Source organism: Fibrobacter sp. UWB11, from assembly GCF_900143015.1.
Taxonomy (GTDB): domain Bacteria; phylum Fibrobacterota; class Fibrobacteria; order Fibrobacterales; family Fibrobacteraceae; genus Fibrobacter.
The window spans coordinates 1,084,813-1,099,751 of sequence record NZ_FSRT01000001.1; the positions used below are offsets into that span (position 1 = coordinate 1,084,813).

A 14,939-nucleotide genomic window follows, 5' to 3' on the forward strand; every position below is an offset into this window, starting at 1 on the left:
CCCCGATGCTCAATCGGGAAGCCAGCGCAGCCAATCTGACTACTCCGCGCATTTTTTAGTAAAAAAATCTCCGCAACACTAGTGTTACGGAGATTTTTGTTGTTTGGGGGATATGTCCCTAATATAACTATTCAATATAAATAAGAAATTGCTTTTTACTTTACTAAATGATATGACTGTATCAATTGTATTTATTCGAGTTTCTTCATTCTTTTCTCAAAAAATATCTATCCGTAGGGAAATAATCTATAAGAAATGACCCTTGATAAACAGTATAATATTCAGTTCCGGTATGCGCGGCCATATAAGTGCGTTTGCTTACTGTTATGCTCGATTTGCTGCTGAAAATAAGGTCGTAATGCATCCCAGATCTCGATGTCCATGTATCTTTGTCGATAAGGATTTCTTTTTGGAGTGTCGGCTTTTGCGTGAATCTTGCTGGGATTTCGATAACTTGCGGGATAGAAACTCCAATGGCGAGTAATACTAGAATAACAAATTCAAAAATGAATTTGTTTAAAGTTGGTTCTTTGTTGTCTTTTCTTGGAGGCAATACTTTAAAGATATGTAAAATAATGCCCAAACCAAAGCTTATAAAGAAGGCTAATGAAATTCTAAGTAATGTACTGTATTGCTCTCGTTCTACGAGCTTGTTCAAAAAAGTTTCGTCGATGAAATATCCGAGATGGAACGAATTTGTTTTTGCTTTTAGAAAGAAAAATGCTATAATGAAACAAGCCTCTAGTATGAATAAAATAATTAGTGCCTTCTTTCTTAGTGAATTTTTGGGGGCGGGATTTATCGTCCCTTCTTCGGAGGGTGGGAGAGGTTGACTCTCCATCATCATTGCTTTTCTGCGTCTTTTGGCTGCTCTGGACATGCTCTTAATATAAAAAATCCCCGCATTACTTATTTGCGGGGAGGAGAATAGAATATAAATATTTTATTTGAACTGTGCTGTGATGGTCAAGCCTTCTCTTGGTGTAACCTTGTGCGGATTTTCGGTGGAACCATCAGACCATCCCGTGAATACTGCACCAGAGCTTGCCACTGCAGTCAACAACAACTCGTTATTGTTGAAGAACTTGCATTGGTAATTGTTGTTCGGAAGTTTCATGTTGTCTACAAGAACGGAACCATTTCCACTTGCGCCAATTGTTACAGAAACTTCGTTTTCGAGGTCAAAACGTTCGACCATTTCTTTCTTGATGGTTTCGCTGCGATTCTTGGCGTAAGCAATCAAGTTGTTTCCGTTCGGATCCCACTTGAAGTTTGCCTGGTTACGTGGCCAGCGCTGTTCGTCACGTTGCTGTTCCGAAGAGGGAATAGTGGCCATCATGGATTGTACGGTCTTTTGCACTTTTTCGTATGTCAAGTAGCTGTTCAACAAAATGCAAGCGTTGTTGATGAAGAGTCGCTTGAAGTCTGGGTTGTTGAGAAGTTTGCTGAGCATGGTGCCGGGGCCTGCGCTTGCGCCACCTCCGCCAAAACCGCCAAAGCCTCCAAATCCGCCTCCACCGAAGCCGCCCCACATGCCTCCTTGGTTGCCCTGATTGCCTTGGTTTCCTGTAGAGTTCTGCTTTGCGCCGAGCACCCAATCGAACATGTTCTGGTTGTCGACATCGAAACCGCTAATGCCCGGCGAAAATCCGAAACCGTGGTCGGTATCGAAAGCGACGAACTTGAACGGATGACCATTGCCACCCCAGGCGCGCACATTGTTGGTGGGCCAGTCGCCATTGTGGAAATACATTTCGGCGAACATGTATTGTGCAAAACTGTTCACATTGAGCTTAGTCTTTACTTGCTCATATTGAGCGTTGTTCTCGCCTGCATAATTTGCGCTGCTGATTTCGTTGTAAAGCTGCTGGTATTCCGTTGTAGAAGCGCCGTTGGTGCCGCTAGCTTCCAGTCCTGTTCCCGTAATCTTTATCATGTTGATGGACTTGGAATCAATGCCGTAATTTGTTTCGACAAAGTTTCTGTTGAGGCGTTCGCGCATGTCGTGAATGCCGAAGTATTCGCCGTTGTAGAACACAACCACTTGGCGGCTGCGCTGGTAATCAACATCGGTGCCTTCTAAAAGGGCTGTCATCATGGCATCGCCAACATAGTCGCTCCAGAAACGGTTACCGTTGTTGCGCAAGTTGAATGCCTTGAATTTTTTTGCATCAGAGCGTGTCTTGAACAAGGAATATTTGAGGACCTTGTCTCCGTAGATGTCGTTGTCCATCTTAATCGCAACGCTCTTTTTGGGCTTGTAACGACTCCAATTTCCGATGATGGAAATACCTGCGTCAATTTCCCAAGCTTTGCTCTTGGATGAACTTCCGTTTTCGAAATATTCTACGTGAGCGGGGAGTTCGTCGTCGCGCCAAAAGTTTGCGCCCTTGCAGGGTTCTGTGCATTTCGGGTTGTTGTTGTCGGTTACGTTGCTCCCTCCGCCACCCATGTTGCCCCAATTGCCCATACCCCCCGCGGCACCGCCAACATTACCAGTTGCATAGAGTCCGTCTGTGGAATCGAACATGTCGTGATGATTAACGGTTATGGCAACGACTGGCATCGAAACGCTTTCATTGATGAAATATGTTTGCGTTGTCGTGTCGATGGCTTGTCCGTTTACGAATTCAGAACAGCGTATAACTGTGTTTTCGGTAAGCGTTTTTGCTTCTGTAATTTGCTCGGATTGTTGAGTCGGGAAGGATCCGTCAAAAGTACAGCGGATTTCACCACCTTTTTGCGGGGTAAGCGGATTGATGGTGAGGTTGGAATAGAATCCTGCTGCCGGGAGGAAACTGTCCTTGGGCTTGTGATTATCGTCGTAATCTTTTAGCCCGCTAGAAGATGATGCGACAATTGCTGTAGAAGAGCTGCTTGCTACAGAAGCATACGAAATAGCATAGGAACTAGATGAAAATGCTGGAAGCTGGGCTATTACCGAACTGCTTGCTGGTGCAATTGCTGAACTTGAAATTGTGACAAGCGAGGAAGAACTGTTAGAAGCTTTATCGCTAGATGATTCCGAATTCGATGGAAATTGCGAGGATTCGTTGGATTGAACTTTGGATGAAGAAGATTTTATTGCCGGAGTAGATGAATTCGAATCGTTGTGATTACTTTGCTCGGCAGATGAAGACGTTTCTTCACTGATTTGAGGAATATCGTTGAACGGAGCCGCCGCATTGTCATCGGTGCAACCGCAAAAGTACACACTCGCAAAAGCGAGAGACCAAACCACGAGTTTTTTTTGCATATCTCATCCCTTAAAAACTCTAAACCCACACGTATATATTAAGAATATATAGCGGTTTTCTATATATAGGATGGATTTTATTGTTTTTTTTTCTTAAGTGTTGTGAAAATAGTGATGTTTGTTAAATCGGTTGATACGAAATAGCACAAAAAAATGTTCCGTGCTTACGGAACACTTTCAAAAATGTGATAATACAATGTTTGCAGAAATTTTTACTTGTGCATGAAGAAGACTGTGGCGTGGTCGCCGTAGCCTTTTTTATTTGCCTCGGCCATTTTTTTATCGATATCGATGATTTCGCTTTTGGTGAAATATTTGAATATTTCTTTCGGGTCCTGTTTCCAGAATGTGATCCCCTTGGTGTACAAATAACTCCTCAAAATGGCGGAATTGTTGGAGTCGAAAATCATCTGCACAATCTTGAAACCATGCTGGTTTGCGAGAAGTTTTAAGCTGTTGATGGAGTGCAAAAAGATATGGCGGGGAGCGTCGAGCTGGTACCAGTTCTCTTTGTATTTTTCAAACGCAATATTGGGGTAGATGGGGAGAGTCATCTTGATGGTTCCGTCATTTGCCAAAAGGCGCTTGAGGCTGTCCATGGTTTCGTGCGGATCGGTCATGTGCTCGAACGAATCGTTGAGCATGATGACGTCGTATTCGCCCGTCATTTCGTGGACTGTCTTCTTGAAAATTTGAACTCCGTTTTCGTACGAGATGTCGTTCTCGATAAACGGATCGCAACCGGTGAGGCTCTCGATTCCTGATGTTGCCGCCATGCTGCAGAGCAATGCGCCTGCGCCACAACCCACGTCGAGTACGCGCTTGTTGTACTGCGTCTTTGCGCGGGTGACCGTGTCGGCGGGTTTGTTGTAGCTGTAATAATTGGGGCCGTAGTATTCGCTCAAGTTTTCGGGAACGCTATCGATTTGCAAACACTTGCAGTGCGGGCATTCAAAGTATTCAAAACGACCTGCGTTTAAATACATCATTTCCTTTGCAAAGTAAGATTTTGCTTCGGATGTTTCGCCACAAATTCTGCAAGTTTTCATAAAAGCTCCAAAAAGCGAGTCGATAGTTCGCTTTGCAAAAATAGAAATTTAAAAAGCAAAAAGACCGTAAATTATGAGCCCAAAGCCGATAAAGTCAAGAATGCCTGTAATGCGTTTAAATTCTTTTGGGTGATCTTTTCTTGTTCTGATGACGGTAAATTCTTTTAAGCACAGTCTTATTTGGCCATCAAATGTACAGCCTATTACAAATGTTAAAAATCCTAGTCCGCTTATAATAAAGTTAAAAGATGTGTATTGCTTTGTCTGATTATCGAAAAAGCAGAAGCCCGCAAAGATTAAGGTTATGCCAATGACTTTAAATACAATAGAGCCTGGCGTCATTCTGTTTTGATATTTTTCATTGAGACTTTGTGTATACTGTGGCAATGGCAAAATGTCATCTTTGTTGCCGGTGAGTTCGATTATGCGTTTTTCGACAATTCGGATCCGTTCTGGAGAATCATCTGCCTGAAATGCATGATCGCGAATTTGGCTTAAAATATCGTGGAGCTCCTCGACAGGGAGCTCACGAATCTTGCGTTCGTAATCTTTGAGATATTCCTTAGAAAACGCCATGTATGTAATATACAAAAGAAATGGCGGGCCTAAACCCGCCATTGTGACTTTTACTGAGTGAAAATGGAAATTTTTAACAAAAGAAATCTTTCCAAATTTGATTGCCGAGTTCGTTTAGACGAATCTGGACTTTTTCGATATGTTCGTGAAGCCCCTGATCGATAATTTCTTCGATAGTGGTAAAGGCGATGTCGGAACGCAGCTTTCCCAAAAGGCGGATGGATTCCGCCTTGCTTTTGACTGGGTAGGCGATGTTCTTAAGGCACTGCTCCGCTTTTTCAAGGCAGTAGCGCAAGGAACGCGGAAAGTCTTCGGAGAGCAGGAGAAATTCCGCGACGTTGTGCGGTGTCACATTCGAATTGCGGCGGTGGAACATTTCGTACGCACCGACGCTCTTGAGAACGGCGTTCCACTGCACCGTATCGAGCGCCATGCCCACCATGCTCACGTCCGGGAGCAAGATGTAGTACTTGACATCCAGAATGCGCGAAGTCTGGTCGGCGCGTTCGAGCAATGTGCCGAGATGCGTGAAGTTCCAGGCGACATCGTGGTTCATCGTCCCCTGAATAATGCCTGCGGTGAGCTGGCTGAATTCCTTGACGCTGTTGTAAAAGGCGTGCGGACCAGCCAATGCTTCTTTAGGCATTTCGGGGTCGTTTAGTTTCAAGTAAAACTGGTTGATGGCAATCCACAGTTCCGAAGAAATTCTTTCGCGGACGCAGCGGGCGTTTTCACGGGCGGCCCCGACGCACGAAATGATGCTGTTCGGATTTTCCTTGTCGAACGTCAGGAACATGAGCGCGTTTTCAATGGAAACATGCGCGTATTTTTTGAAGAAGTCATCGGCATTGCCGGCAATTTGAATCACCGGTTCCCAAGGGCGTTCTTCACCGGGCAAGTCTAGTTGCAGCTGGAGGTTCACATCGATGCTTCGCGCAACGTTCTCGGCACGTTCAATATAGCGGGCAAGCCAATAAATGGAATTTGCGACTCTACTTAACATATTGTACTTCCTACTTCTAAATTCCTATTGTTGTTGCTGTTGTTGTTCCATCCAGAGTTTAGCTTGTCCGAGTTCCGGAGCCTTTTCGTTTTCGGCAATGACCCAAGTGTCCTTGCATCCGCCGCCCTGTGAACTGTTCACCACGATGGAACCCTTGCGGAGCGCCACACGAGTGAGGCCGCCAGGGAGGATGTAAGTCTCTCGCCCTTGCACAATGTAGGGGCGCAAATCCACATGGCGACCTTCGAAACCGCCGTCGACAATGCATGGCACGCGGCTGAGCGAAATCATGGGCTGCGCAATGTAGTTACGCGGGTTCGCGATAATCTTGCTCTTGAACGCTTCGCATTCCTCCTTGGTAGATTTGGGACCGACGAGCATGCCGTAGCCACCGGATTCGCTGGCGGCCTTAACGACCATGTTTTCGATGTGGTCCAACACATGCTGCATGTGCTTCGGGTTCTCGCAGACAAATGTCGGCACGTTCGGGATGATCGCCTCTTCGCCGAGATAGTACTTGATAATCTGCGGCACATAGGTGTAAATCGCCTTGTCGTCAGCGACGCCGCAACCGGGCGCATTCGCAAGCGCTACGTTACCAGCCTTGTATGCTTCAATCAGTCCGGGCACGCCGAGGCAAGAATCCGGGCGGAAAACCTTCGGATCCAAGAATTCATCATCGACACGGCGGTAAATCACGTGAACCTGCTTGAGGCCGCGTGTCGTACGTGCATAGACCTTCTTGTCCTGCACGACGAGGTCGTCTCCGGTCACGAGGTCCACGCCCATCTGCTGGGCCAAATAGGAATGTTCGTAGTAAGCCGAGTTGTAGATGCCGGGAGTCAACACCACGACCTTAGGCGATGCTGTAGAATCTGCCAAGTATTCCAGCGCGTGGCGCAGACGAGTGCAATATTCGTCTACGGGGCGAATGGAACAGTTGGAGAATACCTGCGGGAATGTTCTCTTGAGAATCTGGCGGTTCTGCAACACGTACGAGACTCCACTCGGGCAACGCATGTTGTCTTCAAGTACGTAGAATGTGCCGTCGGTATCGCGCACAAGGTCTGTGCCTGTAATGTGCGCCCAGATTCCCTTGGGCGGCACAAAGCCTTCCATCTGCGCTCTGTAAGCGGTGCAGGTGTTGATGAGGCTTTCAGGGACGACCTTGTCTCGCAAAATCTTGCGATCGTTGTAGATGTCCGTCAAAAAGCAGTTCAGCGCTTCTGTACGCTGTTTGAGGCCCGCTTCGAGGTGCTTCCAGTCGGCTGCGCTTACAATACGCGGGATAACGTCAAAGGGGATGATTTTGTCCTTACCGTCCTTGTTGCCGTAAACCGCGAATGTAATTCCGTTATCGTAAAATGCGGATTCTGCAATGGTTTGGCGGCGTTGCAGTTCTCCTTCGGGAAGCTCGTTGATTTTCGTAAACAACGGCTCTGCGGCCGGGCGGGGTGTCCCATCCGGTAAGCAAAGCTCATCGTAAAAGCCTTCGGTGTCGTAATTTCCAAATCGCATGTTTTGTTTCCTTATGCTTTTATGTTAAATGTTTCCTTGCAGTCACCCCGTCCAGTCATCCTCGAAGCCGTCATCCTGGAGCCGAAGGCGATAGGATCCATTGTTTCTTGTAGTCTCACTTATTCCTTTATGTCCACGTTTACGGACGCTTTCAAGGTGTGCTCGCCACCTCCGGTGATGACGCCCTTTAACGGGCTCACGTCCCCGAAGTCTCTACCCCAGGCGAGTATAATGTGCTCGTTACCTCCAAGCACATTGTTGGTGGGGTCCAGTTCTACCCAGCCGTGGCTGGGAATGTAAGTGCTGACCCAGGCGTGGGTCGCGTCGGCCCCGACAAGCTTGGGCTGCCCTTCGCAAGGGTGCGTGCGGAGGTAGCCGCTCACATAACGGCATGGCAAATGCAGTGAACGTAGACAGCCGATCATCAGGTGTGCAAAGTCCTGGCAGACGCCTTTTCGCCCGCGTAAGATTTCCTGCGGTTGCGCCCCGATTCTCGTCGCTCCCGGTGTGTACTTGCAATCCGTGTAGATTCGCGTCATCAGCTCGTAGGCGGCGTCAAAAATGGGGCGACCTTGCTCAAAGCTTTCGAGCGCGTAATTGCGGACCGATTCGTCAAACTTCGCGAAAGGAGAGGCATAGGCGTACATCGCGGCGTCTAGCGTCTCGTCGCTTGTCGGGCGTTCCAAAAGTTTTGCGACATCTTCCCATTTCATCGTTTCACCTTGTTTAGGCGGTTCTTCTCCCTGAACATCTACAATGCCGGTCGTCTTGAATCTAAAGTGCGTGTGTTCCTGCTCGATGCTGAATGCCAACACCCTGTTCCCGAAAATGTCGATGCGTTCTTGCTGAATTGTCGGGTTGGGTTCCACTTCGATGCTGTGGCTGAGCCAGTTCTGTCGACTGACTGTTCGCGGGAGCATGTGGGCGAGGTGGTTGCTGTAAAGAACGGGGAGGCGGTAATCATAAACGGTCTCGTGGTCAACTTGATAAATGGGCATCTTAAACCTCCGACACATCCGTGGTTGTCGCGTGGAAAACTCCTGCGCGAGGGGCGTGGCTTAAGTAGAGTCTGTTTACGATTTCGGCAATCCGTTCAATGGAGTTTATCTGTGTCTCTACAAGTTTTATGAGGTTCTCCCTTTTGTTATCAACTGTTTCTGCAAGTTGTTCAATGTTCGCGAGGCGGAGTTCAGCGAGTACGCGCATCAGTTCACGGTCGAGCGGCGAGAATGTCGCTTCGCTCTGGTCGTTGCCGGGCAAGTGCTTTGCGGCTTTCCGCAATTTTGCCACCTGGTAGGCGACGCTTCGCGGGTTGGATTCGTCCGACAATAGCAAATCGATGACGGGGACAACTTGCAAACGGCCTCCATAGCGGCGGTGGTATGTCATGAGTCCGTCGCCGATTTCAAGCACCGCTTGCAATAAGCGCAAGTTCGTCATCTCGTCGGTAGGGGCTGTGTACAGCAGACTTTTGACCAGTAGCAAGGTGCGGATGGCGCACTCGATTTCACGACCGAGTTCCAAAAAGCGCCATTCGTGGCCGCGCGTCATGGAATCTGCTGCAAGCCCGGCCACCGCAGCGCTGTCCGACAGGACCTCCTTTAGGTAGGGCAACAGCGCTGCCGCACCTGTTCCTGCCGGTACTTCTGCAATGCCAAAACCGTTCAGATAAAGCCATAAATCCTCCGAAATGCGGTCGCGCAACTGCATGCCGAGTTCTCGAATTTCCGTCAGCACGCATTGCATGCCGTTCTTGTTGTCCTTGCGCAAAATAAAGTAACGGAGTGCGTTTTCGGGATCTTGCGCAAGCCTCGACTGCGTTTCATCAGTAAGCCCGGCCTTCAGTATCCACGGCAGTTCCGGCATGTCCATCCAGGATTCGTCCGAAAGCCTCACCGCGATACCTCTTGCGATACGCGCCATCATGTTCGAAGCCGACAATGCTCGCCCCAGCCGGAACAGGTTCTCGGCCGCACGGCTAGGCAAATCGCCTCCAGCTCTCGACGGCGTAATCGCCTGACTTGCTGGAGCGAGCAAAGAAAAGTTCGCCACAGGATTTTCCGAAAGCACCCAAATGTCTTTTTCTCCAAGTCCGTTGTCCAAAATCCCGAGGCCGCCTGGCATCACCGATGTTTCCTTTGCCGTGTTGACAGCAAAGAACCGCATTAGCGAAGGCTCCGGAGTAAAATCCCCATGGTATGCGTAAACGGTCGAAACCTCCATCGATCTTTCTGCCACCCATTGCTCGGGCGCATTTTCGACCGCTTGCAACAACGCAAGCTGTGCTGTTGTTGTCATGGTCGCGTAAGTCTTGGGTTCAGCCTCCTTGAAACTTCCTTCGTCGCGGAAAGCTTTCTTGAAAATCCATTTTTCTGGTTCCGCCAACACGCGTTCTGCATCGGCTGCGTTCCCAAGCCAAAGCGTTTCTACATCGCGCAATAGCAGTTCTTCGCCCAAAAGCTCGCGGCAAATCTCCGGCAAAAACGGCTTGAACACGGGCGTTTCCAAAACACCTGTCCCGAGAAAGTTCGCTATCGCGACATTCCCTGCGCGGACGGAACTGATTAAGCCCACGGCCCCTTCGCCACTGTCAATTCGTAGTTCCAGCGGGTCGCACATACCGTCTTCCACTCGGCGGAATATGGTCCCAATCTTCTTGAGGCCCATAAGCGTTTTCATGTACACCTGCATGTTGCGAATCGCGAGGTCATCGTTTTCGACAAGCGGGATTCCCAGGTAACGGGCAATTACTGCGTCTTCTGCGCGACGCGGATTGTCCGGACTCGATGCCAAAAGTACCACCTTGCTGGTTTCACCTTCACCTCCTATGTTCTTGTGCATGGCGTCTAGGCCATCCATCAGCTTCTTGAAAAATCCTGCTAACCGTTCCGTTTGCATGCTGCGGAAAAGTTCTGGGAATGCACGGCTCACGCCAATGCGGTTCTCTAGCGCACGTCCCAAGCCATCGGGTACTTGCAAATGGTCCGATACCGCCACGAAATTTCCGTCTTTGAGCCTTGCCACATCGGTGGATGTCAAGTTCACAAAAACATCGCCAACCGGGTGCACTTTCCATACAACCTGCAAAAAATCCGGGTTCGCAAACAATAGCGCGGCGGGCAACTTGCCTTTTTTCCAAAGACTTTGTTCGCCATAAATGTCTTTTGCGAGTGCGTTAAAAAGCCTAGCCCTTTGCGCCACACCCGCTTCTAGCGTTTTCCATTCTTCGGCCGTAATCACGAGAGGGATGGGGTCTGTGCCCTTGTGGTTGCCTCCCATACTCGACGAAAGATCGTTCTCGTCAAGAACGTTATGCAAACGCCTGCAGCGGTGCTCGAACTCCACTTTCGATAATGCCGAAATGGATTTGATAAAAGTATCTTCTGTCTCTACACATTCCATGTTCATTTAGTCGCAAAAAATGTGCCAAGGCTTATATAGGCTTAAAACGCGTGTTTTTATAATCTATCTATTACATTTCTTGTGGATATTACAGAAATTGTTATGTAAAAGTGCATTCCATTATTTGTATAATTGATGGTTTTGTATTTGCCAAAACCCCAAAATCGCCCTAAAAATGCTCTCCAGAGCCATATTTCTTTCAAAATTTGGCTTTTTTACGTTAAAAATACTCTTTGGCACGATTTTTGCAAAACATTGGCGGAGACATTTAAAATTATGAATACTGCTGAAGTTTTGATCAAGTCCTTAGAAAGTGAAGGCGTCAAGTACATTTTTGGAATCCCTGGTGAAGAAACTTTGGAATTGATGGAAGCGATAAAAAAATCGTCAATCAAGTTTATTACGGTGCGTCATGAACAGGGTGCCGCTTTTATGGCTGATGTCTATGGCCGTTTGACGGGGAAGGCGGGCGTCTGCCTTTCGACTCTTGGCCCTGGCGCTACAAACCTTGTTACAGGTGTTGCCGATGCGAACTCCGATGGTGCTCCGCTGATTGCAATTACGGGGCAGGTGGGTACAGAGCGTATGCACTTGACGAGCCATCAATATTTGGATTTGGTGAACATGTTTACGCCGATTACCAAGCGCAGTAAGCAGGTTGTTCGCCCGGATACGGTGAACGAGATTGTTCGTATTGCTTTCAAGTATGCTGAAATGGAAAAGCCTGGTGCGTGCCACATTGACTTGCCTTGCAATATTGCCGCAATGGACGTAGAAGGCGAGGTGGCTCAAATGCCGTTAAAGCACCATCGCGAAAATACGGTGTATGCAAGCACCGATGCGATTCTTGCTGCGGGTGGTGTATTTGCAACGGCAAAGCATCCGGTGATTCTTGTGGGGCATTCCGCCGTCCGTAACCATGCTTCTGAGGCGCTAAGCGCGTTTGCTTGTTCCTCGAAGATTCCCGTGGTGTGTACCATGATGGCTAAAGGCGTAGTGTCTTGCGATAACAAGTATTTCATGGGGTGCATCGGAATGCCGCAAAGGGATTTTCCGAACATCGTCATGGAACAAGCGGATCTCGTGATTGCTGTGGGGTATGATGTCGTGGAATATGCGCCCGCCAAGTGGAACCCGAATGGTGACAAGATGATTATCCACATTGACGAAACGCCGAACCATGTGAACAAATTCTATCAGCCCGACGAAGAAATCATTGGTGATATTTCTGCATCCTTGGATGCTCTTAGCAGCGTTTGTCCTAACACTTGGGAACCCGAATGGGCTTTGCAAATTCGCCAGATGATGAATGCCGATCATTCGCGTTACGATCATGACACGACTTTCCCGCCGACACCGCAAAAGGTGTTGCATGACATCCGTTTGGTCATGGATGAAGATGATATCTTGATTTCGGATGTGGGTGCACACAAGATGTGGATTGCTCGTCAGTACAATTGTTACCATCCGAATACTTGCATTATCTCTAATGGCTTTGCCACGATGGGTATTGCTGTGCCCGGGGCGATTGCGGCTAAACTTCTGAATCCAAAGAAGAAAGTCTTGGCTGTAACGGGTGATGGTGGCTTTATGATGAACAGCCAGGAACTTGAAACGGCTTACCGCGAACACATCCCGTTCGTGACACTTATCTTCACCGATGGTGGTTACGGCCTCATCAAGTGGAAACAGGAAGAACGCTATGGCGATAGTTTTGCAGTGAAATTCACGAACCCGGATTACGTCAAGTACGCCGAATCCATGCATCTGAAGGGCTACCGCATCGAACGCACCGAAGATTTGCCTCGTACGTTGAGAGAGGCGTTCCGTCAGAATGTACCGAGCATAATCGAATGTCCGGTGGATTATTCTGCGAACATGGAACTCTCGCAATATTTGAAAAACTTGAACATATAGGAGAACGACATGGGATACATCAATAGCCTATTCACGGGGCAATCGGAATCATTCGGTGTAGCCGTATCCGAATCCTCCCGCCTGCTATCTATCGACAGTATTTCAGGGCATCCCGTCGTTTACCGCCATCTTAAACCTTGCGGTAATGTTGAAGAACATAAACAGCAGAAAGAGAATTTATAAATAAGACTCCTCCACTCCACATAAAAAAGAACCGCCGGTAGCAATACCGACGGTTCTTTTCCAATTTAAATATCGCGACTTTCGCGAACGTGTCATTCCCGCCACCGAGCGGGAATCTCCATTCATACAAAAATGGCGGGTCGAAACCCGCCGTTTTCAAAAGCTTTAGTGAAAGGGAGATGCCCGATTAAATCGGGCATGACAACCTCAATTACTTTTTCTCGTTACCCTTAGGCATCTGCACGGAAATATGGATGTCCTGCAGCTGCTGGAGGTCCACTTCACTCGGGCACTGGTCCATCGGGCTAGAAGCGCTCGTGTTCTTCGGGAATGCGATGTAGTCACGGATAGATTCTTCACCTTCCATAGTAGCAACAACGCGGTCGAGACCGAAAGCCAAACCACCGTGCGGAGGAGCTCCGTACTTGAATGCATCGACGAAGAATCCGAACTTGGTCTTCACCTGTTCTTCGGAGAGACCGAGCAGGCGGAACACCTTTTCCTGAACTTCCGGGTTGTGAATACGGATAGAACCACCACCGATTTCCACGCCGTTAAGAACAAGGTCATAAGCTTCGGCGTTGCAATCCTTGAGGTTGCCGCTGAGCATCATGTCCAGGTGTTCCGGAAGCGGGTTCGTGAACGGGTGGTGCATTGCCATGTAACGGCCTTCCGTGTCGCTGTATTCGAACATCGGGAATTCGGTAATCCACACAAATTCACGCTTCTTCGGATCGCGGAGACCCTTGATACGGGCGACTTCCAAGCGGAGCTGACCCATAGCCGTAGCAGCAATCTTTTCCGGACCTGCGATGAAGAACATCATGTCGCCGCACTTAGCGCCAACAGCGTCGCGGAGTTCGTTAAGTTGTTCGGTCGTGAAGAACTTGCCAACCTGAGTTTCAACTTCGTCATTTTCCTTGACGCGCATCCACACGAGGCCCTTGGAACCGTACTTGGCAACGTAAGCCGTGAGTTCGTCGATCTGCTTACGAGTAAAGTCAACGCAACCCTTAGCAGCGATACCGCGGATCTTGCCACCAGCGGCAACGCAGTTCTTGAACACGCCAAAGTTGGACTTTGCACCGATTTCAGACACATCGTGGATTTCGAGGTCGAAGCGGAGGTCCGGCTTATCGGAACCGTACTTGAGCATAGCTTCTGCCCACTTCATACGGCGGATGTGGCGCGGCGGTTCGAAGTTCCAAACCTTGCCCAAAACTTCAGTCACGAACTTGTCGAACATTTCCATGACTTCGTCCTGGTTGACGAAGGACATTTCAACGTCGATCTGCGTGAATTCCGGCTGACGGTCAGCGCGGAGGTCTTCGTCGCGGAAGCACTTGGCGATCTGGAAGTAGCGGTCCATGCCTGCAATCATCAAGAGCTGCTTGTACTGCTGCGGAGACTGCGGAAGGGCGTAGAACTTGCCCGGGTTCACGCGGGACGGCACGAGGTAGTCACGTGCGCCTTCCGGAGTGGACTTGCAAAGGCACGGGGTTTCGATGTTTTCAAAACCGTTGGCGTAGAAGAAGTCGTACACGGCCTTGAGGAAGCGGCTCTTGAGGAGGAGCTTCTTCTGGATCCACGGACGGCGGAGGTCCAGGTAGCGGTACTGCAAGCGGAGGTCGTCGTTTTCCTTGCATTCTTCGTTCGGGTCGTTAATGGCCAAGGGAGAAGTGAGGGCGGCGTTCAAAATTTCGAGCTTGTCAGCCTTGACTTCGATTTCACCCGTAGCGAGCTTTTCGTTCGTGTTGCCTTCTTCGCGGGCGTAGACCTTACCAGTCACGTAAATAACGTATTCGTTACGGAGCTGTTCGGCAGTCTTCAAAACATCGGCATTGTAATCCGGATTGAAAACGATCTGGGTCTTGCCATACTTGTCGCGGAGGTCAACGAAAATCACACCACCATGGTCACGGCGGCGATCCACCCAACCGGCGAGTGTTACGATCTGGCCAACATCTTCCTTGCGAAGCTGGCCGCAGTTATGTGTACGTTTCATGGTTGTATCCTTGAAGATAATTTTTCGGGC

The 14,939-nt window shown here is 48.9% G+C and carries 11 protein-coding genes; 2 read left to right on the forward strand and 9 right to left on the reverse strand.

The features are described 5' to 3' along the window. Positions 1-205: 205 nt before the first annotated feature. The 8 genes from BUQ91_RS04650 to BUQ91_RS04685 all read right to left on the reverse strand — a co-directional run bounded on the left by BUQ91_RS04650 (position 206) and on the right by BUQ91_RS04685 (position 10,810). On the reverse strand, positions 206-880 hold the full coding sequence (locus BUQ91_RS04650; protein WP_074208323.1) for a hypothetical protein: 675 nt from the start codon (positions 878-880) through the stop codon (positions 206-208). Between the two features lie 63 nt (positions 881-943). Next, on the reverse strand, positions 944-3,256 hold the full coding sequence (locus BUQ91_RS04655) for a CotH kinase family protein (RefSeq protein WP_074208324.1): 2,313 nt from the start codon (positions 3,254-3,256) through the stop codon (positions 944-946). A 212-nt stretch (positions 3,257-3,468) separates the two neighbouring features. Further along, the gene (locus BUQ91_RS04660) at positions 3,469-4,305 is read right to left on the reverse strand and encodes a class I SAM-dependent methyltransferase (protein ID WP_074208325.1); all 837 of its coding nucleotides are present in this window, start codon (positions 4,303-4,305) and stop codon (positions 3,469-3,471) included. A gap of 48 nt (positions 4,306-4,353) precedes the next feature. After that, positions 4,354-4,881, reverse strand: coding sequence for a hypothetical protein (locus BUQ91_RS04665; RefSeq protein WP_074208924.1), 528 nt, complete (start codon positions 4,879-4,881; stop codon positions 4,354-4,356). A 73-nt stretch (positions 4,882-4,954) separates the two neighbouring features. Continuing rightward, the gene (locus BUQ91_RS04670; protein ID WP_074208326.1) at positions 4,955-5,884 is read right to left on the reverse strand and encodes an alpha-E domain-containing protein; all 930 of its coding nucleotides are present in this window, start codon (positions 5,882-5,884) and stop codon (positions 4,955-4,957) included. Positions 5,885-5,908: 24 nt separating this feature from the next. After that, positions 5,909-7,402, reverse strand: coding sequence for a circularly permuted type 2 ATP-grasp protein (locus BUQ91_RS04675; protein WP_074208327.1), 1,494 nt, complete (start codon positions 7,400-7,402; stop codon positions 5,909-5,911). 119 nt (positions 7,403-7,521) lie between these two features. Then, complete coding sequence (locus BUQ91_RS04680; protein WP_074208328.1) at positions 7,522-8,400, reverse strand: transglutaminase family protein; 879 nt, start codon at positions 8,398-8,400, stop codon at positions 7,522-7,524. 1 nt (position 8,401) lies between these two features. Beyond that, positions 8,402-10,810 (reverse strand): circularly permuted type 2 ATP-grasp protein, encoded by a 2,409-nt coding sequence (locus BUQ91_RS04685; protein WP_254842246.1) that lies wholly within the window; start codon positions 10,808-10,810, stop codon positions 8,402-8,404. A gap of 270 nt (positions 10,811-11,080) precedes the next feature. Between BUQ91_RS04685 and BUQ91_RS04690 the strand changes: the two genes are divergently transcribed. Both BUQ91_RS04690 and BUQ91_RS15650 read left to right on the forward strand, forming a co-directional pair. Beyond that, positions 11,081-12,721: an acetolactate synthase large subunit gene (locus BUQ91_RS04690; protein WP_074208926.1), complete on the forward strand. Its 1,641-nt coding sequence runs from the start codon at positions 11,081-11,083 to the stop codon at positions 12,719-12,721. A gap of 9 nt (positions 12,722-12,730) precedes the next feature. Beyond that, positions 12,731-12,904: a hypothetical protein gene (locus BUQ91_RS15650; protein WP_175545427.1), complete on the forward strand. Its 174-nt coding sequence runs from the start codon at positions 12,731-12,733 to the stop codon at positions 12,902-12,904. Between the two features lie 211 nt (positions 12,905-13,115). On the opposite strand, the gene aspS is transcribed toward BUQ91_RS15650, so the two are convergent. Next, positions 13,116-14,909 (reverse strand): aspartate--tRNA ligase, encoded by a 1,794-nt coding sequence (aspS, locus tag BUQ91_RS04695; protein WP_074208329.1) that lies wholly within the window; start codon positions 14,907-14,909, stop codon positions 13,116-13,118. Between the last annotated feature and the right edge of the window lie 30 nt (positions 14,910-14,939).